Below are 23025 nucleotides of genomic sequence, written 5' to 3'. Positions count from 1 at the left end.
TTTTTTGAGATAAGAAGTCATAATCGAGAGAATTATAGACACGAAATAATACAGAAATTGTAATTAAAGTTAGCTTATTTTAAGTATAAATTAATAATGTGGAAGGTGGATGGGCAAATGTGTTATGAGAGTTGAAAGAAGAGGTTACTCTTCTTCAATCTCAAATTCTATATTTTGATCTTTGTAGATACCGGTTCCAACAGGAATAGTACGGCCGATAATAACATTTTCTTTCAGGTTTTCAAGATTGTCAACTTTTGCCGAAACTGCCGCTTCTGTCAATACTTTCGTAGTATCCTGGAATGATGCCGCTGAAATAATAGAGTCAGCTGAAACTGCCGCACGGGTAATACCGACAAGGAACGGCTCAGCAATCGCAGGACGACCGCCAAGACGCATAATCTTTTCATTTTCCTGAGTAAATTTCACCTTGGAAACCAAATCACCTTCTATGAATTTTGTATCGCCGGATTTTACAATTTTTACCTGACGCAACATTTGGGTAAAGATGACTTCAATGTGTTTGTCTGCAATGTTAACCCCTTGAGAACGATATACCTGCTGTACTTCAGACACAAGATAGTTATACAGTGCTTTGACACCCATGATACGTAAAAGTTCATGAGAAGATAAAATACCCGTAGTCAATCGCTCACCGGCATGCACAAAGTCACCCGGATTTACAACCGGCTCATGTGATTTGTCAACAAAATACTCTTTTACAATTCCGTTGTCTGCATTGCTGACAATAATTCTTACTTTTCCGCGAAGCGGTTTTCCAAAGCTGACAACACCGTCAATTTCAGAAATCAGTGCGGTTGCTTTAGGACGACGACCTTCAAAAAGTTCAGATACACGTGGAAGACCCCCGGTAATATCTGATGATTTTTGCAATGCTTTTGGTGTTTTTGCCAATATGTCAGCCACTTTCACTTCAGCACCGTCAGCAACATACACAGATGATTTTGGCTCAATTGCATAACGCAAAAGTTCTCCGTCTTCTGTTGCCAGTACTATTGCAGGCTTATACTCTGAAGAGATGTGGTCATTAATCATCAAACGCGTTTTACCGGTCAACTCATCAAGCTGCTCACTCGCAGTTGTTCCGACAATGATATCTTCATATTTCACAACACCGTTAGCTTCTGAAATAATCGGGTTAGAGTACGGATCCCATTCGGCGATCACAACTGATTCATCAGAGGAAGGTTTCGCAATAACTGTATCTCTGTCTACACTTTCATTGTCATCTGTTACAATAACTGAACCGCGTGCAATATAATGACGAATCGCTTCACGGTTGTTTGTATCAATTACAGCGGCAAAAAGACCTTTTTCTACAACTTCATATCCTGACTTCAGGCCTTCAAATCTCTCAAGGTAGTCCCCTTTGAGCAAGAAGTACTTCACAGTACCCTCTTCTTTTGCAAGAATCTTTTTCGTAACAGGTGCACCGTCATCAACTAAAAGTTCTGATGCATACGGAATACGGCTTGGTACGTTCCATCCGTCTTTGATTGTTTCAACAATAGAATCCAGTGCCTCGACTTTTTCCCCGTTTTTATGAGGGAAATAGTATTTTCCTTCAATCTGTCCGCTGACTCCCGCAAGTTCATTCGGCTTCGCTATTTCAAGCTTACGCAGTGAATAACGAACAGTTTCATCTTCGGATTTTACACTGATAATGACTTCATCATGAATCGTCTGAATCTCAACAGTTCCCGCAAACGGTGCTTTGATTTTTGGTTCAACCAGTAAAACACCCGCATTACGGCGATTGGCAACAATATTTTTACCCTCTTTGTTTTTATACGTTTTAAGGTTGTAATAACGTATAAAACCTTCTTTTTCTGCAACAACCTGACGTTCCTGTGCAGTAGAAGATGCCGTTCCACCAACGTGGAATGTACGCAGTGTCAACTGTGTACCAGGCTCACCGATAGACTGTGCCGCAATAATACCTATCGCTTCACCAGGACGAACAATATATCCGGTAGCAAGGTTCACACCATAACACAGGGCACATACACCTTCTTCGCTTTTACATGTAGTCGGTGTTCTGATTACTGCTGTTTTGATACCTGACTCAGCAATAACTTTTGCAGAAACTTCATCTAAAAGTGTTCCCTCAGCATAAAGAATTTCATTGGAGATAGGGTCAATAACATCATCCGCAAGAACACGACCGTTGAGTCTGTCTTCCAATGATTCTATCAATGTATTTTGATCAGATATATCAGAAATCTCTATCCCTTCGTGCGTATGACAGTCATGCTCAACGATTTTAACATTCTGTGCAACATCAACAAGTTTACGAGTCAAATACCCTGCATTGGCAGTTTTAAGTGCCGTATCTGCAAGACCTTTACGCGCACCGTGTGTTGAAATAAAGTATTCAATGACATTAAGACCCTCTTTAAAGTTAGAAATAATCGGTGTTTCAATAATTTCTCCTGACGGTTTTGCCATCAGACCACGCATACCGGCAAGCTGGCGAATCTGCGCTGCAGAACCACGAGCGCCGGAATCTGCCATCATATGAATAGAGTTAAAACCGTCTTTGTCCGTCTGTACAAGTTGCATCATTTCTGCTGCAAGTGTATTGTTTGTATCTGTCCAGACATCAATGATCTTATTGTAACGTTCCTGCTCAGTCAAAAGTCCCGCTTCAAACTGTTTTTGAATCTCAATGACTCTTGCTTTAGACTCTGCAATTTTTGCAGGTTTCATATCAGGCACACGAATATCATCCGCTGAAATTGACACACCGGCTTCTGTCGCATGCTTGAAACCCAAATCTTTCAAACGGTCAAGGAAAGATGCAGTGATGCCAATTCCCCCGTGTTTTTGTACATAATCAACAATCTCATTAATAGCTTTTTTCTTCATTACTTTGTTCCAAAGCTCAGCCGGAACAAAATCAGGAAGAATAGCCTTAATCAAAAGACGACCTGCAGTTGTGTGAATAATACGTCCGTCAACACGTGTTCTAACCTTTGCGTGCAAGTCAAGTGCATCATGCTCTAAAGCAATTCGGATCTCATCAACATTTGCAAAAAGTTTGTTAGAACCCTTCACACCGTTTTTCTCAAGTGAAAGATAGTAAATACCAAGTACCATATCCTGAGAAGGTGTAGCAATAGCCTTTCCGGATGCAGGAAGCAAAATGTTCATAGAAGCCAGCATCAGCACTTTACATTCAGCTATAGCAGCAGAAGAAAGCGGTACGTGTACAGCCATCTGATCCCCGTCAAAGTCGGCATTAAATGCCGCACAAACCAATGGGTGAAGCTGAATTGCTTTTCCGTCTATCAGTTTAGGGTGAAAGGCCTGAATAGAAAGTTTATGCAGTGTCGGTGCACGGTTAAGCATAATCGGATACCCGTCAACAATCTCTGCAAGACACTCCCAAACTTCATTTGTTTTTTCTTCTATCATTTTTTTGGCAGCTTTTACCGTTGTTGCGTAACCTTTGTCTTCAAGTTTTGCAATCAAATGCGGCTTAAAGAGTTCGAGTGCCATTTTTTTCGGCAGTCCGCACTCATCCATTCGCAAAGACGGTCCGACTACAATGACAGAACGTCCGGAAAAGTCAACACGCTTTCCAAGAAGATTCTGACGGAAACGCCCCTGCTTTCCTTTAATGATTTCACTTAAAGATTTCAAAGGACGTTTGTTTGCGCCTTTTACCGCATTTGCACGACGACCATTGTCAAAAAGTGCATCTACAGACTCCTGTAACATACGCTTTTCGTTTCTGACAATAATTTCAGGTGCTTCAAGTTCTACAAGACGTTTTAAACGCTGGTTACGGTTAATAACACGACGATATAAATCATTTACATCAGATACGGCAAACTTACCGCCGTCAAGTGATACCAACGGACGTAAATCCGGTGGGAGAACCGGCAGCACAGTCAGCATCATCCAGGCAGGGTTGTTGCCTGAATTTAAAAATGACTCAATAACTTTCAGACGTTTGTTAATCGTTTTTTTCTTTGCCTCAGATTTTGTTTCGCCAATCGCTTCTTTTAAGGTAGTAAAAAGGTCAACCAAATCAATAGAATCCAATAAATCACGAATCACTTCACCACCCATACGGGCTTTGAAACCAAGCTCACCAAATCTCTGCACAAGTGTACGGTACTGCTCTTCGTTTAAAACATCATATTTTAAAACCGGAGTTTTAGCCTCTGCATCATAATAGGACTCTCCGCCCTCTTCAACGATATACGCTTCATAATAGAGTACACGCTCTAAATCTTTCATTTTGATACCAAGCAGCGTACCGATACGCGAAGGCAGTGAACTTACATACCATATATGTGCAACCGGAGTCACCAATTCAATGTGTCCCATACGTGTACGACGTACTTTTGTAGATGTTACTTCAACACCACATTTTTCACATACCACACCTTTATAGCGCATCTTTTTATACTTGCCGCAAAGACACTCATAGTCCCTTACAGGTCCAAAGATTTTTGCACAAAACAAACCGTCACGCTCAGGTTTTAAAGTACGATAATTAATAGTTTCTGGCTTTTTAACCTCTCCGTGACTCCATGACATTACCTTTTCAGGGGATGCCAAACGGAACTGGAGCTGTTTTATATCTTTTGGTCTGCTGTCTTCTGTTACTTCTACCGGTACTAATTTACTCATCGTCTTCTACCTCGTCCATAATATCTACATCAAGAGCCAATGCCTGCAGCTCTTTTGTTAATACAAATAGTGTTTCAGGAATACCAGATTCTGGTACCAATTCACCTTTTGTAAGTGCTTTGTAAGCACGTACACGACCATCAACATCATCTGATTTGATAGTCAACATCTCTTTTAGAACTGCTGAAGCACCATATGCTTCAAGTGCCCAGACTTCCATCTCACCGAATCTTTGACCACCAAAGAGTGCTTTACCACCAACCGGTTGTTGTGTAACAAGCGAGTATGGTCCGGTTGAACGGGCATGGATCTTTTCATCTACCAGGTGATGCAGTTTTAAGATATACATGTAACCGACATTGACACGCTCTTTCATCTTCTCACCGGTTTTTCCGTCATAAAGTACACGTTTGCCGTCAGCATCCATATTTGCCAGTTTGTAGAGTTTTTCAAACTCTTCAGCATTTGTCCCTTCAAAAATAGGTGCAGCAAATTTAACACCCTTGGCCCAGTCTCTTGCATGGATCAGAAACTCTTCATCACTCATATTTCCGATTACTTCAGAAGCTTTCATCATTCCTGCAACATCAGCTATTTCGATCATTTTTGCACGAAGATTTTGTATATAGTCTTTTTGTTTTGAGTCAAACTCTGCCTGTATCTGATCGCCGAGTTCACGACCTGCCATACCGAGGTGCATTTCCAAAATCTGACCGATATTCATACGAGAAGGTACACCAAGCGGATTCAAACAGACATCAACAGAACGTCCGTCTTCCATATACGGCATATCTACCTCAGGAACTATAATAGAAACAATACCTTTGTTTCCGTGACGTCCGGCCATCTTGTCACCGACTTTGAGATGACGTTTTGTTGCTATATAGATTTTTACATACTTCACAACACCGTTTGGTAAAATGTCGTCTTTTTCCAATATAGTGAGTTTCTCTTCATGTTCATCTCTGAAAACTCTTTTTTGCTTCTGGAAATGACTTTTCGTTTTGTTGTACTCATCCTGAATCTCTTGTGAAAAAGATTTGACGATTGCATTCATAGCAAAACGGTTTACTTCTTTTAAATCATCTCCGTTGATTTTTTCTCCGGCCTTATACTCGGTATCACCTATTTTGATGTCACTCTGTAACGGTTCACGGGTGAGAAGTTTTGTCACACGAAGCATCTCTTCTTTATCTATCATAATAAGTCTGTCATAATGCTCGCGTTCAAGGTAGTCTCTCTCCTCTTTTTCCAGTTCCAATGCACGGGGATCTTTGTCATAACCTTTTTTTGTAAATACTTTAATATCTACAACCACCCCTTCCATTGACGGCGGGCAGTAGAGTGATTTATTGACGACATGACCGGCCTTTTCACCGAATATCGCACGTAAAAGACGCTCTTCAGGTGTTGGTTTCACTTCCCCTTTTGGAGAAACTTTTCCGACAAGAATCATACCGCCTTTGACATTTGTACCGATTTTGACAATACCTGATTCATCGAGATGTGCCAGTTCATCATCACGAACATTCGGGATATCACGGGTAATCTCTTCGACACCGTGTTTCAATTCACGGGCTTCGACTTCTTTTTCATAAATATGTACCGAGGTAAATGCATCTTGACGGATTAAACGTTCTGAGATGACTATGGCATCCTCAAAGTTATACCCGTTCCACGGCATGAAAGCAACCATTGCATTGACACCAAGCGCCAGTTCCCCTTTGTCCATATTTGGACCATCGGCAATGATCTGGTTTTTCTTTACCATTTCACCGACTTTTACAATGGGTTTTTGTGTAAAAGAGGTGTTTTGGTTGGTTCGAAGATTTTTTTGTAACGGATAATAATCAATAAAGATTTCGCCGTCTTCTTCACCCATCACATAAATGTGTTTACCGTCAACTTTTTCAATTTTACCGGCACGTTTTGCTTTGACACATTCCCATGCATCACGGGCAACCAGTTTTTCAACGCCCGTTCCGACCATTGGTGCATTTGCACGTAAAAGAGGCACTGCCTGACGTTGCATGTTTGATCCCATAAGTGCACGGTTGGCATCATCATGCTCCAAGAACGGAATCAGTGAAGCGGCTACACCGACAACCATCTGTGAAGAGAGATCTGCATATTCACACTCTTTGGGATCACGTAAAAGGATTTCCCCATCCTGTCTTACAGCAATCAAATCTTCAACAAACTGACCGTTTTCATCCAGTTTGTTAGAAGCTGCGGCAATTTTTTTACCCTCTTCCTGTGTTGCCGTCAGATAAACTATTTCATGAGTAACTTTTCCGTCTTTCATTACTTTGTAAGGAGCTTCAATAAATCCATGCTCGTTTACTTTTGCATACATTGCAAGTGTATTGATAAGACCGATATTTTGTCCCTCCGGCGTTTCAACAGGACAGATTCTACCATAATGTGTAGGATGGACATCACGTACTTCAAACCCGGCACGTTCTTTGACAAGACCGCCTTCACCAAGAGCCGAAAGACGACGTTTGTGTGTCACTTCAGAGAGTGGATTTGTCTGGTCCATAAACTGAGAAAGCTGACCGCCTGAAAAGAATTCCATGATTGTAGAGGTAATCATTTTTGAGTTAATCAAATCATGAGGCATAAGCTCATTCATCGGTCCGCTCATAGTAGAGAGCTTGTCACGAATTGCTTTTTGCATTTTCACAAGACCGTTGTGTAACTCGTTTCCTAATAATTCACCGATGGAACGAATACGACGATTACCCAAGTGGTCTCTGTCATCCAGGTGACCCTGTCCGTTTTTTACTTTAATAACATATTTTACAGATTCTATAATATCTTCGTGTGTTAAAACAGTCACATACTCAGGAATATTCATTCCAAGTTTGTGATTCATTTTCATACGACCAACCTGAGTCAAATCATATCTCTCAGGATCAAAGAAAAGCTGGTTTACAAATATTTTTGCAGCCTCTTTGGTTACAGGCTCGCCCGGACGCATCACTTTGTAGATACGAATCGCAGCCAAATCATTCTCATCTTCAATATCTTCTGTCTGTTTTAAAAGCTTCAGAGAATCTGTATCGGCATTGAATGCGTTGATAATAGAACTGTCAACACCTTCGGCGATATCATTGGCAATTTTGAATTCTGTTACGCCGATTTCAGCCATTTTCTTTAATTTGGTCTCATCTATATGTGTCATTGTATCAAATAACACTTCCCCTGTTTCCGGGTCAATGATAGGCTCAGCCAAATATCTGTCCAAGAGTATTTCCAAAGGATACTGAACTTCTTTCACACCGTCATCTAAAAGTTTTTGTACTTTTTTGCTTGAAAGTCTTTTGCCTGCAGCAACAAGCACTTTACCATTCATATCAACCAAATCATAAGAGATACGTGTTGCATAATCTTTAGGATTAAAATCCATAGAAAAAGTATTGTCATTGATTTTTATTGTCTGAATCGGGTAAAAGAGTTTTAAAATATCCTGTTTGGAATATCCCAAAGCACGGAACATGATTGTTACAGGTACTTTACGACGTTTATTGATTCTCATATAGAGAATATCTTTAGGATCATACTCAAAATAGAGCCATGAACCGCGGTCAGGAATAATCTGTCCGGTATAAATTAATTTGTTTCCTGCAGTAGTTGACTCTTCTTCTTTAAAGATAACACCAGGTGATCGGTGTAACTGGTTGACTACAACGCGTTCAACACCGTTGATAATAAAAGAAGTTCTATCGGTCATAAGCGGAATATCACGAACAAATATACTCTGCTCTTTTATATCTTTTACACCAAGTTTTTCTTTTGTGTTTTCATCTCTGTCCCACAAAATAAGGCGTGTTTTCATTCTAAGGCTTACTGCATAGGTAAGTCCTCTTTCCATACATTCACGAACGGTATATTTTGGGTTCGTGACTTCAGAACCGATATATTCAACAGTTAATCTGTTTTGTGCATCATGAATAGGAAAAACAGATTGAAAAACTTTTTCAATACCGCTTGTCGCTCTGTCTTTTGCATTTAACATTAAAAATGTATCATATGAGCTTTGTTGCAGTTGGAGTAAATTTGGTACTTCAATTTCTTGAGGAGTTTTAGAGAAGTCTATACGAAGACGGTTTCCGGAATATAAAGTGTTTAACATAGGCTACCTCGATAAGTTGTTAATTAGGGACTTGATAAGTTCAAGCATATCGTATCCAGTCGTCACCAGATAGATTGTTTTACTCTTAGGTATTAAGAGATTTTTTATAGTGCTTATAAACGACATAAGGGCACTTTAGCCAAGAGAGTCCGTTCTCTTCGCTAAAGCGCCCAAAAAAGAGGGACAAAACCCTCTTTGTTTTTAAGTTAAGACTACTTAACTTCTACTGTAGCACCAGCTTCTTCTAAAGCAGCTTTTGCCTCTTCAGCAGTTTCTTTATCTACACCCTCTTTGATTGTAGACGGTAAGCTTTCACATGCTTCTTTTGCTTCTTTTAGTCCAAGACCAGTTAAAGCACGAACCGCTTTAATAACACCGATTTTTTTCGCACCGACATCAGTTAAAACAACATTGAATTCAGTCTGCTCAGCAGCAGCAGCGCCAGCATCACCGGCAACACCAGCAACAGCAACAGGTTGTGCAGAAACACCAAATTTTTCTTCAAACTCTTTAACAAGTTCAGATAATTCTAAAACAGAAAGTCCAGAAATAAACTCTAATACATCTTCTTTAGTAACAGCCATATTAAGCTCCTTTATTTTTTTCAAAAATTAAGGAAACCTTTTACTTGTTAATGACGACAGGAGAAGTAATTCTCCTATCTGCGTTAACACTAGGTTTCCCTCAGCGGGAGGCTCATCGTGCCAGCACGATTTTCCCATTAACGATTTTAAATCGTAACCTCATTTCATAAAAGTGAAAGACTATGCTTCCTCTTCTTCTTTCTTTTTGCGTAAAGCATCGATTCCAATTGCCATATTTGTAATTGGAGCCATCCAGGTAGCAGCAAGCATACCGAGAAGTTCATCACGACCAGGAAGTTTGGCGAATGCTTCGATTTTAGCTACGTCTGCAGGTTCTTTATCCAGATAACCGGCTTTAATCACGAACTTGTCATGATCTTTGGCGAAATCAGCCGCGATTTTAGCAGCATTGATAACATCATCAGACCAAATAAAAATATTTGTATCTTTGATTTCAACACCACTCATCTCAGCATTATTCAGTGCAATTGTTGCTAAAGTATTTTTAACAACCTGAACACTTGTGTCTTTTGCACGAGCAGATTTACGCAACTCTTCAAGTTCACTTACAGTTAAACCTTTGTAGTCACATATAACAACTGCCGTAGTATTGGCAAATGAAGTAGTTAACTGCTCAATTACTTCAGCTTTTTTTGACTTAAGCATATATAGTTCTCCTTTCCAGACATAACTTCAAGCGGGGCGAAAGGGTACGATTAAGTTCACTGCCGACACGGCAGATACCCCCAACTATCTTTAGTCCAAGTAATTCAGATTTCCAAAATGAAAATCTTTATTGTAATATATATTTTATACTACAATAAAAACTTTTATTTCAGCATAGGAAAAAATTTGGTTTTTTCCTATGAGGGGCTTTAGCCCGTTTATTTGATATCTGCCAACTCTACAACATCAAGTTTAACTGCAGGACTCATAGTTAGACTCAATGCTGCATTTTTAATATAACGCCCTTTTGCAGAGGCAGGTTTTTGTTTATTGATTGCAGAAAGAAATGTTGTTAAATTCTCTGCTATTTGAGAAGCTTCAAAACTTGCTTTCCCTATACCGGCATGGATATTACCTTTTTTGTCAACTCTAAAGTTAACCTGGCCGCCTTTGACATTTTTCACAGCTGTTGCAACATCAGGTGTTACAGTTCCAGTTTTAGGATTTGGCATCAATCCTTTTGGCCCAAGAATACGACCAATTTGACCTACAAGACCCATACAGTCAGGTGCTGCAACAACAACATCAAAGTTAAATATACCTTCTTTGATTTGTGCAACCAAATCATCAGTTCCAACGATGTCTGCACCTGCAGCTTTTGCTTCATCAGCTTTGGCACCTTTGGCAAATACAGCAACACGAACTGTTTTACCGGTTCCATGAGGAAGAACGATAGCACCACGAACCATTTGGTCTGCGTGACGAGGATCTACATTCAAGTTCATTGCAATTTCAACTGTTTCGTCGAACTTTGCACTTTTTAAATCTTTTACTGTTGCAGAAGCTTCTTCTACACTGTATGATTTTGTTTTGTCAATTTTTTCTAATAATTGTTTATATCTTTTGCTCATTACAAATCTCCATATTAATTCTGCCACATAATTTTGAAATCACTGTGGTCGATGATTGTTTTTACTAGTCTTTGATTTCTATACCGATTGAACGGGCAGAACCAGCCAAAGTATTTGCAGCCATCTCTTTATCGTCAGTATTTAAATCTTCGATTTTAGCTTCTACAACTTCCATAAGCTGTGCACGAGTTAATGACCCTACTTTGTTTTTAAGAGGATTGTCACTTCCTTTTTTCAGTCCGGCTGCTTTCATTAAAAGTTCAGAAGCAGGTGGTTGTTTTGTAACAAAAGAAAAACTTCTGTCATTGTAAACTGTAATAATAACAGGAACTTTGAATCCCATTTTATCTTTTGTTTTTTCATTGAATGCCTTACAGAATTCCATGATATTAACACCACGTTGTCCTAATGCAGGTCCTACTGGTGGAGCCGGGTTAGCTTTACCAGCTTCTATTTGTAGCTTGATATAATCCATGACTTTTTTTGCCATTTTTTGTCCTTTTTCATTATTTAATTACGTAATCCAAACGAGGTCCAGTTTACTACGCTAAGGTTAAGTTTCAAAAAATTAAAACCTAGCCTTAGCGTAGCAGGGTTCTTGATTAGATTATTTTTTCTACCTGTGTGTAAGAAATATCTACAGGAGTAGCTCTGCCAAAGATTGAAACATTCAGCTTAAGAGTGCCGTGTTCAAGGTCATACTCATCAACTGTTCCCGTAAAGTTGGCAAAAGGTCCGTCAATAATACGTACCGTTTCACCATTATCAAAAAATACTTTTGGTTTTGGTGCGGCACGATTGTTCACACGATCCAAAATAACATTAATATCATGTTCGCTCAAAGGTGTAGGCGTGTTTCCCTCCCCGATAAAACCTGATACTTTCGGTATTGACTGAATCATATGCTGAATTTCTGTATTTAAATCTATGCGGGCGAACACATAACCGGAATACAAAGATCTCTCACTCACCTTCTTCTTTCCGTCTTTTACTTCAATAACATCCTCTGTAGGAACTATTACATCGGTAATATGGTCCTGCAGACCATGTTCTTCTATCATATTAAAGATTGCATCTCTCACTGTTCTGTCACTGCCATAGGTCTGTATAGAGTACCATTGATGTGCCATTTTTTACTCCTTAACCTAAAATTGCAGACATAATAGATGACATAAGCAAATCAACCAATGCAAGAAATGCTGCTATTGCAGAAACTACAATAACAACTGCTATATATGCCTGTTTTACCTGACTTTTGGTAGGAAAGATAACTTTGCTCAGTTCCAGTCTTGCGTTACTTATTACTTTACTTAAATTCATCTATCTTTTCCATATATTGAAATGTCATTTGTTATAAATAAAGCAGATCTGCTCTACTTATAATAAATGTGTGGCAGGCGTAGAGAGACTCGAACTCCCAACACCCGGATTTGGAATCCGGTGCTCTACCATTGGAGCTATACGCCTAAAAGGAGAGAAACTGTTATTACAGTTTCATCTCTTTGTGAATTGTGTGCTCTTTACACCATTTACAGTATTTACGTACTGAAAATTTCTCTGTGTGAGTCTTTTTGTTTTTTGTTGTGTGATAATTACGTCTTGTACATTTCTCACAACCCAAGTGTATTGCTTCTCTCATATTAAGGAACCTTTTAAAGGATTTTGCATATTAGCCAAAGGCTAATTATGCAAGAATCTCTGCAACAACACCGGCACCAACTGTACGTCCACCCTCACGGATAGCGAACTTAGTACCTTTTTCCATTGCAATTGGGTGAATTAACTCAGCAGTAATACTTACGTTATCACCTGGCATAACCATCTCAGTACCTTCTGGTAAAGTGATTGCTCCAGTAACGTCTGTAGTACGTACATAGAACTGTGGACGGTAACCATTGAAGAATGGAGTATGACGACCACCCTCATCTTTACTAAGAACATAGATTTCTGCAGTAAATTTAGTGTGAGGTGTAATTGTACCCGGCTTACAAAGTACTTGACCACGCTCAACTTCATCTTTCGCAATACCACGAACAAGAATACCACAGTTGTCACCAGCTTCACCTTGCTCCATTTCTTTACGGAACATTTCAACACCGGTTACAGTAGTTTTTTGTGTATCACGGATACCAACGATTTCTACTTCTTCACCAACTTTAATAACACCACGCTCGATACGTCCAGTAACAACTGTACCACGACCAGAGATTGAGAAAACATCTTCAACAGGCATTAAGAAATCTTTGTCAGTTTCACGTTCTGGTTCAGGAATGTATTCATCAACAGTTTTCATAAGCTCAACAATCTTCTCAGACCATTCACCCAAAGTACCTGCTTTTGCTTCTTCAAGAGCTTTTAATGCTGAACCTGCAGTGATTGGAGTGTCATCACCCGGGAATTCATACATATCAAGCAGTTCACGAATTTCCATTTCAACCAACTCTAACAACTCTTCATCATCAACCATATCTTCTTTGTTCATGAAAACAACGATGTACGGAACACCAACTTGTTTTGAAAGAAGGATATGCTCACGAGTTTGTGGCATTGGGCCATCCGCTGCAGAAACAACAAGAATAGCACCGTCCATTTGTGCAGCACCTGTAATCATGTTTTTAACATAATCCGCGTGACCAGGACAGTCAACGTGCGCATAGTGACGGTTGTCTGTTTCATACTCTACGTGTGAAGTAGCGATAGTAATACCACGCTCTCTTTCTTCAGGTGCATTATCGATTGCATCATAATCCATAAATTTTGCATCATTTTTAACTGCAAGTACTGCAGTGATAGCTGCTGTTAATGTTGTTTTACCGTGGTCAACGTGACCAATTGTACCGATGTTAACATGGGGTTTGTTACGTTCAAACTTTTCTTTTGCCATAATGTTCTCCGACTTTAATTTTGAATTGAAATGGAATTATACCCAAAAATCATTCAATTATTGCTTAATTAAAACATAATTTTACTTAAATGGAGCTCACGAGCGGATTTGAACCGCCGACCTCTTCCTTACCAAGGAAGTGCTCTACCCCTGAGCCACGAGAGCAAACGAGATTATATTAAGCAATAATTGAATAATTCTTTTATTTTGATATTAGTTTTTTTGTGATTAGAATATTCTATATAAATATATATTTTACAAATATACAGATTGTATGAAGTAAGATAGAAATTATACTTCAGCTTCCAGAATCTCAGATGGAGCGGGTGAAGGGATTCGAACCCTCGACAGCCTGCTTGGAAGGCAGGAACTCTAGCCACTGAGTTACACCCGCATATGAGTGGTGGTGGGAAGAGGAGTCGAACCTCTGAACCCATAGGGAGCAGATTTACAGTCTGCCGTCGTTGGCCACTTGACTATCCCACCACGTGTACATTTATAAAATGTTTTTCTGGTCTAACACTGTTTCTAATATTCAAAATTCAATGGTGCCGACACGAGGATTTGAACCCCGGGCCTGCTGATTACAAATCAGCTGCTCTAGCCAACTGAGCTATGTCGGCATCGAATTTGAGCCAGAATTATAGTGCAAAACAAATTCAATGTCAAGGGTTTTTCTCAGAAATTTATAAAATCACCGTCTTTTAGTAGAATTGGCCTAAAATTTCTCCCAAATTCTTCTATTTCTTCAGTAATCTCTTTTAAATATGACGGTTTGATATGGTTAATATAGAGTCTTATATCATCTCTTTGTAATTTCTGCAATGCTTTAAAAAGCAGTTTTGGTGTCAGGTGTTTGCTTACTCTTGCTAGTTTTTCCATACTTGATGGAAAAGAGCATTCAATAACAAGCGACTTTATTTCTCTGTCATTGTTCAGTCTGTTTATAATATTTTCAAGAGAGAGTGTATCTGCCGTTATAAGTACTCCTTTATTGTTTACTTTATAAATATAGCCGCAACTCGGAACCGTATGGTCCGTTTCAATTGGCATAATAGTTGTTTTTTTATTGAGTGTATATCTCTCGTTACAATGTATATCTCTGTATCTGATGCTCATTTCTTCTGAGCCTTCCAAAGGAATTTTGGAAAAATCCGGCCATATTATGTCATTAAAAAAATGTTTTTTTAATGCCTGTATTGTTTGGGGCAAGCCTATGATATGCAAAGTTTTTCTTCTTTGTAAAAAATAGTTGTCTACAATATAAGCTATATCCGCTATATGATCAAGGTGAGAATGTGTTAAATAAATATACTCTACATGTAAAGAGTTCTCGGCCAAAGCATTTAAAAGATTTCCGGCATCAATCACAGTTGCGGCATCCAACATAAAGGATGTTGTTCCAAAACCTTTGGCTTTAGTTCCATAGGCACCTAAAATTTTTATGCTGTTTTCATACATTTTATACACTTTTTGCTGTTTTGGAAATATTATAGCATTTATGTAGATATAATTGCATTAACAGTTTTTACAAAGGTATATAAATAATGTTAAAAATATTATTTTCTCCATCAGAAGGGAAAAAGAGCGGCGGAAACGAAAAGAAAAAAGACCTTTTTGGTGCATTAAATGCAAGGAAAGAAATTTTGGACGCTTATAATAGTATAGTATTAAGTGCTAATGAAGAAAAAATAAAAGAACTTTTTGGTTTTAAAAAATTCAGTGAATGCCGGCCATACATAAACGACATATACAATTCTGCTTTGATGTGTGCGATAGAACGCTATCAGGGTGTAGCCTATGACTACCTGAAATATGCTGAACTCAATGAAAGTGCGCAAGAGCATCTCAAAAACAATACTCTTATATTTTCAAATCTTTACGGTCCTGTACTCGGTGGTGATGTAATTGCAAACTATAAAGTCAAACAGGGAAACAGTATCGGTGATATTGCACCGGATAAATTTTACAAAGAACGTTTTTCCTACCAGCTTGATTTATATCTTGGAGGCAATAATATTTTAGATTTACGGGCAGGCTATTATAATAAATTTTACAAACTCACGCAACCGCATACAACACTGAAATTTTTAAAAAACGGAAAAACAGTTTCACACTGGGCAAAAGCCTATCGGGGAATTGTTTTGCGTGAAATTGCAAAAGCCGGTGTAAACTCTCTCAATGATTTTATGAAACTTGAGATAGAAAATTTACAGGTTCACGAGATTACAGAGCAAAAACTAAAAAAAGAAATTGTATACAATATAATAGAATAGGAGAAACACAATATGAAAGACTCTCAAGAGTATAAAGAAAAAAAAGCTTTTTTTGAAAAAATCATTACCTTGTACGGAAGAAATGTCGTTGTAGAAATACTCCAAGACAGTTCTATTGAAATTCACAAACTGCATCTGGCAGATTCAAACAAACCTGACGGAGCAATAAAAAAGATTCTTTTACTTGCAAAAGAGCGTAATATCGAAACAGTGAAACATAACAAAGCCGCTCTTTCACGCATAAGCAAAAATGCGAAACAGGATCAGGGAGTAGCCATTGATATAGTTTCTAAAACATATTTACATGTAAACAAAATAAAAGAACTGCAGCAATACAGACTCATTGCACTTGACGGTATACAAAATCCGCAAAATTTAGGAATGATTATACGTTCGTGTGCTGCAGGAAATATTGACGGTATCATTCTGCCAAAGAAGAACTCGGCAAAAATTTCTCCTCTTGTTGTCAAAGCAAGTGCCGGCACGCTTTTTAAACTGCCTGTCTACTTTTGTAATACACTTGAAGAGATATTGCCGCAACTTCAAGAAGCAAAAATCTATTCGCTCTCCTCCCATGCAAAAACTGCTCTCAACGATATCAGAGAAGATAAAAAAACCGTCTATGTTTTGGGGAATGAAAACGAAGGCGTCAGTGATGCAGTGGAAAAACTCTGCAATAATTCTGTCTCTATTCCCATGAACAGAGGTGTAGAATCACTCAATGTTGCCGTTACGGCATCACTGATTGCCTTTAAAGCGTAACCTTGGGGTTACCTTCTCTTACCATTGCTCTAAAGAGATCAAACATCTTAAAACTCGCTTCTTCCATATCTTTAAATCCGCTTATAACATTATCCTGGTTTTCTTTCGTAATACAGGTATGTTCAGGCACACAGCGCATTACTTCAAATATTTTATCATGGACTCTCTTATGAACATTTCCCAGCTCTTTATAGGCTTTTGTATGTCCAAACTTCTGTTTTGCATCGGTATTGTACCACTGTCCCATTCTGCATTTATTGTGATCAACAAACTCTTTTGCCATTGCTTCATTTTCATCTAAAAGCGCCTTGTAGGCTTTGTGCTTGAGTATAATATGGTCTACTTTTGCCAGACTGGTATAGAGTGAGTCATACATAAATACAGCTTCATATGCTGATTCATTTGCTTTGTTTGCAAAGCTGTTGAGTGTATTGTTAAATTTTGAAACATCTTCTTGGGAACGCATTGCAAGATCAGTAATCTGCATAGAGTTGTTTTGGATATCATCCGCTTCCTGCTTGAGTGTATTGGTTGTAATAGAGATTTCCTGGGTTGCTTTTTGTGTTCTTTCTGCCAGTTTTCTTACCTCATCGGCTACTACAGCAAACCCTCGCCCGTGCTCTCCGGCACGCGCTGCTTCAATAGCAGCATTGAGTGCCAGCAGATTTGTCTGGTCTGCAATATCTTTAATCAAATCAACAATAGTATTGATTTCACCTGTCTGCTCATTCAAAGCACGAATGACTTCATCTGAATTTGTAATAAGTGTGATAAGTTCTTCCAGCCTGTTTGTAATATTATTCACCACAACTTTGGACTCTGTTGCTTCCTCTGCCGTCTCTTGTGTACTGTGTGCAATTCTTTGCAATATGTCCAGATTATCAGATATATCTTCTTGAATAATATTCAGTCCACGTGTCACACCCCCATTACTGTTGACATCAAAAACTTCTCCAAGGTTTGTTTTTTGTGCAGCTTTGTGAGATACTCCTATAGACGTAATGGCATGGTTGAGCGCAGGAATGGATGCAAGAAATTCTCCTCTGTATCCGTTTTCATAGATTATTCTGTTGTTATATCCCGCATTTGCATTTTCAATCGAAGCAATCACATCACGGATATACTGTTCTGTCTGATCAAGCAAATCATTGATTCCCCATGCAACTCCCTGCATTATATGGGTATCGGGTATGTTTGTAATTCTATAAGAAAGCTCTCCTTTGCCAGCCTTGAGAAGCACATCTCTGATCTGTCGAACCAACTCATCCTGGAAGATTTTATCGCAGATATCACCTGATGCGAGCGATAAAAGCAATGTTGAGATAAGTCCGGCAAATACTGCTCCTGCAAATATATACTGTCCTGTAACCAATGTGTAAATCAATATGGCACCTAAAAGCATATAGAGAGAAAGTGTTTGCTTAGTGCTGTAAATGGAAGATAAAATCATCATACCCTGTCCTTTTTTCATGGAGTAGTGCGTCAAGCATTTGTTCGGAGCCAGCCATTCCTGACCTTTTTTCTTCCTGCAGCAACTGTGCATAAAGCTCCGGAATGACCGCCGTTGCCCTGGCAGAGGGTTTACGCCTTACAGAATGGTAATCAATAACATCTCCGTTTTTTCCCATAGTGACTGTGACATTTGCCAATACCCAGTAATAGGAACCGTCTTTGGAGAGATTTTTCACATAGGCAAATATCTCTTTTTTCGCTTTGAGTCTCTCCCAAAGCAGTTTAAAGATAATCTTAGGCATATCAGGATGTCTCAGTATTGAGTGGGGCTGGCCAAGCAACTCTTTTTCTTTATAACCGGAAATCTTTATAAAAATTTTATTCCCGTAAAGAATTTTTCCTTTTGTATCAGTTTTAGAAACTATAAACTCATCTTCTGCGAGTGTTATTTCGTTATTTCTCGGAACAATTTTATTCACTGCTTATCCTTTCAAAAGATAATTATATGTTAAAAAGGTTACAAGAAGCTTACAAACATTGTATTATTTTATATAATATTACAAAGGGATATTAAGAGATCATAATTTCATAAGGACGGCGTATCTCCCGAATAACCTCATCCACACTCATATGACGGGATTTTCGCAAAAATTCCCTGCCGTCTAAAAAAACGAGTATCGTAGGAATAGCAAAAACACTAAAATGTGCCGCTATTTCCTGCTCAACTGAAATATCAACCATTACAATGGTAAATTCTTTGAAATTTCTATCTACCGCTTCAAGCAGTTTTGGTTTGAGCGCATGGCATACGTTACATGCAGGCGCAGAAAAGTAGAGCATCACTGCCGGATTTTCTTGTATTGTCTGTTGTATATTTTCTATTGTATTCAAAAACTATCCTGTTTGTTAATTTTCTACTCTTGATAATCAGATATAAAATTTATTGCTGAATGCAACGAATATGATCACCTTCTGCTCTGCGAACAGTAGGAGAAATTGAACTGTAATTGAGATACAAATCCAACTGTTTGACATGTGCGTTTTCATCCAACGAAACAGTCCAATAATATCCATGTTCGCCTATACTTACAACCTCTCCGTTTCCATCTGTGCGAAAACCGCTATTTGTCATTTTTAATTTATCGAAAGCATCTTGCGCATTTATAAAATTTTCTGCTGCAAACTCATCAGCAGTAGGTACTCTATACCCTACTGGACAGGGATTCCAATTTTCACTTCTTTGAGTACCGTTCACATCTGATTTTGTCCAGTCATAAGAACCTGTAATAAATTTTGAGCTACTGGGAGTCAATCCATTGGAGAGTATTGTAGTAGTCAAGCTGTCTTTTTTTTCATGTCCGTCTGCTTCTCTGCCCCATTGATAATAATCGCCATAACAAGCTGCATCATCAATAGCAGTACACGCTTCTAACGCTCCAAGATTTCTATCAAGCCATATTTTACCTGTGACTGATGATTTTACAGTATTATACAACAAACCATTTAGAATTATCGTGTTACTACTGTTACTATCCTCTGCATTCACAAAAGACGGATAGACTGCTTTTACATTTATAAGTTTGTCTGCAACTGATGAGTTGTCCCCTCCTGAATCATTATTTCCCCAACTTACGACACTTCCATCACTTTTTAAAGCGCTAAAAGCCGAATAATTTGAATATATCTGCTTAATATCTTTTAATTCAGTTACTACAGAAGAACTGTCACCTCCCCAATTCGCATCTCCCCATGTAACAACTGTTCCATCACCTTTTAAAGCGGCAAAAGCTACTTGATCAGAATAGATCGCTTTTACACCTGTTAAATTATTTTCCACAGAGGAACTGTCACCTCCCCAATTTGCATCTCCCCATGTAACAACTGTTCCATCATCTTTTAAAGCGGCAAAAGCGGATCCATTAGGATATATGGCTTTTATATGTGTTAGCTGATTTGCTACAGAAGAATTGTCACCACCCATATTTGCATAACCCCAACTAACCACACTGCCGTCATTTTTCAAAGCAGCGAAAGCTGCATATGTTGCATAAATTGTTTTTATATCTGTTAATTGCCCGGAAACAGAGGAACTGTCTCCTCCATGTCCACTGTTTCCCCATGTAACAACCGTTCCATCCTCTTTTAAAGCGGCAAAAGCTGCATCCGTCGCATATATAGTTGTCACATTTGTTAAATTATTTGCTACCAATGAGTTGTCGCCTCCACTCATACTGTTGCCCCATACGCTAACATTACCATCCTCTCTTAAGGCTGCAAAAGATGCATATGTTGAGGACACAGCTTTTACACCTGTTAATTCATTTGCTACCGATGAACTGTCACCCCCAAAATCTGCATTTCCCCAAGTAATTACACTGCCGTCATTTTTTAAAGCACAAAAAGCGGCTTCCGTCGAATATATTGTTTGTATATTTGTCAATTCATTTGCTACAATAGCACTGTCTCCACCGGAGCTGTCTCCTCCCCAGGTCACAACTGTTCCATCCTCTTTTAAAGCTGCAAATGCAACACTTGTCGAATATATATCTTTAACATTTGTCAGTTTCTGTGCTACTGCTGTACTATCACCGCCAGAGTAAGCATCTCCCCAGGTCACAACTGTTCCATCCTCTTTTAAAGCTGCAAATGCAGCCATATTTGAAAATATGTCCTTAACATTTATCAGTTTTTCAGCCACGGAAGAACTGTCTCCGCCAGAGTAAGCATCTCCCCAGGTCACAACTGTTCCATCCTCTTTTAAAGCTGCAAATGCACCTTGATTACTCCAACTCCCCGTTGTGTGCCCTGGATAAAGTGTTTTTTTCTTGCTGATAGTCGTATTGCTGTCTGGATGCCATTCTAAAATGATTTTTTCAATAGGATTAGTTTCTGCTTTAATATTTTTTATAAAATCTTCAGCATTTTGTACAGTAGTAATATCTTCTGTTATACCTGATAATATTGCTATAGATGCCAAATATGCAGGATCATTTTCAGGGTTTAAAACATCTGTTACATTTGTTTTTTCTTCCAGGTTTTTTACAAAAAAGATTGCAATATTGACTTTATTCGAAATAAGGTCTTGTCTTCGTTTTGCAGTAGCTAAATCATCTGCCGAAAGAGTTGGAAAATTTTGGGGTGTTAATATAAGCGTCAAAGATGCATTGACAAAATTTGCCACCATATCAGATCTGCTTACAGGAATAGCATTTGTACCGTCCAACAATGAAGTCCAATAATCTATACCTTTAGAATCTCCTTCTTTTCCCAATACATTTATATATATAGCTTGCACAAAATCTCGATTGCTTAAGCCTCCATATGTAGACGTAAAAACCGGATGTGTTGAAAACCCCTGTGAGATATCTTTAAGGACATTAAATACATCTTTGCCTTGTGCCTTTACGGTATTTGCTACGTTTTTCCAGTATTCTAAACCATTTTTATCAGGAGCACGGTTAAAGAATGCGGCATAAAGCCCCGCTATTTTTTCTTCAAATCTTATGTTTTTTCCTGTCAGATTGATATTTCCCGTATTTCTATTGTCATGTCCATATCGTGGCCAAGATGAGTTGGCAAGTCCTAAAGAACTTGTTTGTATCGCATAAAGATTGCCATCGGTTGAAACTGTGTATAAAATCCCATCTTCCGTTATTGCAGGTGTAGTATAAATTGCATTATTTGAATCAAACTGCCATCTCTTTGTTCCGTTAGAATCTATGGCATATAAATTTCCATCGGTCGAACCGATATAGACAACTCCGTCATTGCCTACTACGGGAGAAGCGTCGATCCAGTTACCAAGATCATAGTCCCATTTTTTCGTTCCATCCGGATTGATAGCATGAAGATTATAGTCTGCAGATACTGCATATATGATTGCATCATTCCCTATAACAGGTGATGAATATATAAATGCCGCATCAAATGCAGTTTCCCATTTTTTCGTTCCGTCAGAATTTATGGCATAAAATTTTTGATTGTTTGAGCCAAAGTATATGGTACCGTCTTCACCTATCGCCGGAGATGAATAAATCACATCACCTGAATCAAATTCCCATTTCTTCGTTCCATCGGGATTTATAGCATACAGTTTTCCATCCCAGCAGCCTATATAAATATTGCCGTTTCCATCTATTGCAGGTTTTGAACGGGAAATGTCATCTCCTGCGTTAAATACCCATTTTTGGATTCCGTTTGCATCTATAGCATATAAGTTATAAGCACCGTCAACTACATAAACAGTTCCGTCTTTTGCAACAGTAGGAGAGGAGTATACATAACTCTGCGTGTTAAATTCCCATTTTTTCGTTCCATCGGGATTTACAGCATATAATTTATTGTCTTCTGTACCTATATAAATAGTACCGTTTTCACTGATAGATGGTGCAGAGTAAAGATCCTTTCCTACATTTAATTTCCATTTTTTCGTTCCGTCAGGATTGATCGCATACAAATCTCCATTTTTTGTATCTCCTGTATATATTGTACCGTCAACTGCTATGGATGGTGTTATTTCACTTTCATTTCCTATATATACTTCCCACTTTTTCGCTCCGTCTGTTGCAAAAAGTGCTGTTGTTACAACCAAAAACCAAATCAAATATTTTATGCTTAATGCTCTCATAATGTTCTCCTTCTTTAAGCCTCTTTCATAGTATAGAACTTTAAATATAAAATAATGATG

At 38.6% G+C, this 23025-nt stretch carries 17 protein-coding genes, 5 tRNA genes and 1 pseudogene; 2 read left to right on the top strand and 21 right to left on the bottom strand.

All coding sequences use genetic code 11. The annotated features are described in order from the left end of the window. Positions 1–144: 144 nt before the first annotated feature. From rpoC to MLC52_RS01525, 16 genes are all read right to left on the bottom strand, one after another. On the bottom strand, positions 145–4665 hold the full coding sequence (gene rpoC, locus MLC52_RS01600) for a DNA-directed RNA polymerase subunit beta' (RefSeq protein WP_434580984.1): 4521 nt from the start codon (positions 4663–4665) through the stop codon (positions 145–147). Beyond that, a complete protein-coding gene (gene rpoB, locus MLC52_RS01595; RefSeq protein WP_434580982.1) occupies positions 4658–8803 on the bottom strand; it encodes a DNA-directed RNA polymerase subunit beta in 4146 nt (1381 codons plus the stop codon). The genes rpoC and rpoB overlap by 8 nt, the downstream gene beginning before the upstream one ends. 212 nt (positions 8804–9015) lie before the next feature. After that, positions 9016–9387, bottom strand: coding sequence for a 50S ribosomal protein L7/L12 (gene rplL / locus MLC52_RS01590; protein WP_151901150.1), 372 nt, complete (start codon positions 9385–9387; stop codon positions 9016–9018). Between the two features lie 180 nt (positions 9388–9567). Then, complete coding sequence (gene rplJ, locus MLC52_RS01585) at positions 9568–10053, bottom strand: 50S ribosomal protein L10 (RefSeq protein WP_151901151.1); 486 nt, start codon at positions 10051–10053, stop codon at positions 9568–9570. A gap of 218 nt (positions 10054–10271) precedes the next feature. Continuing rightward, the gene (gene rplA / locus MLC52_RS01580; protein ID WP_418640973.1) at positions 10272–10964 is read right to left on the bottom strand and encodes a 50S ribosomal protein L1; all 693 of its coding nucleotides are present in this window, start codon (positions 10962–10964) and stop codon (positions 10272–10274) included. Between the two features lie 64 nt (positions 10965–11028). Continuing rightward, on the bottom strand, positions 11029–11454 hold the full coding sequence (gene rplK, locus MLC52_RS01575) for a 50S ribosomal protein L11 (RefSeq protein WP_151901153.1): 426 nt from the start codon (positions 11452–11454) through the stop codon (positions 11029–11031). Positions 11455–11566: 112 nt separating this feature from the next. Next, positions 11567–12094 carry a transcription termination/antitermination protein NusG gene (nusG, locus tag MLC52_RS01570; protein WP_418640972.1) on the bottom strand — a complete coding sequence of 176 codons (528 nt, stop codon included), beginning with the start codon at positions 12092–12094 and terminating at the stop codon, positions 11567–11569. Between the two features lie 10 nt (positions 12095–12104). Further along, on the bottom strand, positions 12105–12284 hold the full coding sequence (secE, locus tag MLC52_RS01565) for a preprotein translocase subunit SecE (RefSeq protein WP_226067579.1): 180 nt from the start codon (positions 12282–12284) through the stop codon (positions 12105–12107). Between the two features lie 71 nt (positions 12285–12355). Then, a tRNA-Trp gene (locus MLC52_RS01560) sits at positions 12356–12431 on the bottom strand. Positions 12432–12450: 19 nt separating this feature from the next. Further along, complete coding sequence (rpmG, locus tag MLC52_RS01555) at positions 12451–12603, bottom strand: 50S ribosomal protein L33 (protein ID WP_151901156.1); 153 nt, start codon at positions 12601–12603, stop codon at positions 12451–12453. A 45-nt stretch (positions 12604–12648) separates the two neighbouring features. Beyond that, positions 12649–13848 carry an elongation factor Tu gene (gene tuf / locus MLC52_RS01550; protein ID WP_151901157.1) on the bottom strand — a complete coding sequence of 400 codons (1200 nt, stop codon included), beginning with the start codon at positions 13846–13848 and terminating at the stop codon, positions 12649–12651. 90 nt (positions 13849–13938) lie between these two features. Beyond that, positions 13939–14013 (bottom strand) — tRNA-Thr (locus tag MLC52_RS01545). Positions 14014–14166: 153 nt separating this feature from the next. Then, positions 14167–14242: transfer RNA gene (locus tag MLC52_RS01540), tRNA-Gly, on the bottom strand. A 7-nt stretch (positions 14243–14249) separates the two neighbouring features. Beyond that, positions 14250–14334: transfer RNA gene (locus MLC52_RS01535), tRNA-Tyr, on the bottom strand. Positions 14335–14394: 60 nt separating this feature from the next. After that, a tRNA-Thr gene (locus tag MLC52_RS01530) sits at positions 14395–14471 on the bottom strand. A 55-nt stretch (positions 14472–14526) separates the two neighbouring features. After that, positions 14527–15309 carry an MBL fold metallo-hydrolase gene (locus MLC52_RS01525; RefSeq protein WP_434580979.1) on the bottom strand — a complete coding sequence of 261 codons (783 nt, stop codon included), beginning with the start codon at positions 15307–15309 and terminating at the stop codon, positions 14527–14529. An 86-nt stretch (positions 15310–15395) separates the two neighbouring features. On the opposite strand from MLC52_RS01525, the gene MLC52_RS01520 reads away from it, so the two are divergent. Beyond that, the gene (locus MLC52_RS01520) at positions 15396–16124 is read left to right on the top strand and encodes a YaaA family protein (RefSeq protein WP_434580977.1); all 729 of its coding nucleotides are present in this window, start codon (positions 15396–15398) and stop codon (positions 16122–16124) included. A 12-nt stretch (positions 16125–16136) separates the two neighbouring features. Beyond that, entirely contained in the window at positions 16137–16886 is a 750-nt protein-coding gene (locus MLC52_RS01515) for a TrmH family RNA methyltransferase (RefSeq protein WP_434580975.1), read from the top strand. Here MLC52_RS01515 and MLC52_RS01510 read toward each other — a convergent pair. From MLC52_RS01510 to MLC52_RS01490, 5 genes and pseudogenes are all read right to left on the bottom strand, one after another. After that, positions 16876–17262 (bottom strand): CZB domain-containing protein, encoded by a 387-nt coding sequence (locus tag MLC52_RS01510; protein ID WP_434581615.1) that lies wholly within the window; start codon positions 17260–17262, stop codon positions 16876–16878. The two genes, MLC52_RS01515 and MLC52_RS01510, sit on opposite strands and share 11 nt — an antisense overlap. A gap of 81 nt (positions 17263–17343) precedes the next feature. Continuing rightward, positions 17344–18060, bottom strand: a pseudogene (locus MLC52_RS01505) (methyl-accepting chemotaxis protein); the annotation flags it as partial. A gap of 247 nt (positions 18061–18307) precedes the next feature. Then, a complete protein-coding gene (locus MLC52_RS01500; RefSeq protein WP_434580973.1) occupies positions 18308–18817 on the bottom strand; it encodes a PAS domain-containing protein in 510 nt (169 codons plus the stop codon). Between the two features lie 91 nt (positions 18818–18908). Next, the gene (locus MLC52_RS01495) at positions 18909–19229 is read right to left on the bottom strand and encodes a thioredoxin family protein (protein WP_434580972.1); all 321 of its coding nucleotides are present in this window, start codon (positions 19227–19229) and stop codon (positions 18909–18911) included. Between the two features lie 49 nt (positions 19230–19278). Then, positions 19279–22965, bottom strand: a complete 3687-nt coding sequence (locus tag MLC52_RS01490; protein WP_434580970.1) for a PQQ-binding-like beta-propeller repeat protein — start codon at positions 22963–22965, stop codon at positions 19279–19281. Positions 22966–23025 lie beyond the last annotated feature (60 nt).

Origin of the sequence: Sulfurimonas sp. NW15 (genome assembly GCF_051132285.1) — a bacterium.
Taxonomy (GTDB): domain Bacteria; phylum Campylobacterota; class Campylobacteria; order Campylobacterales; family Sulfurimonadaceae; genus Sulfurimonas; species Sulfurimonas hydrogeniphila.
This window is presented reverse-complemented; position numbering and strand designations above follow the sequence as displayed.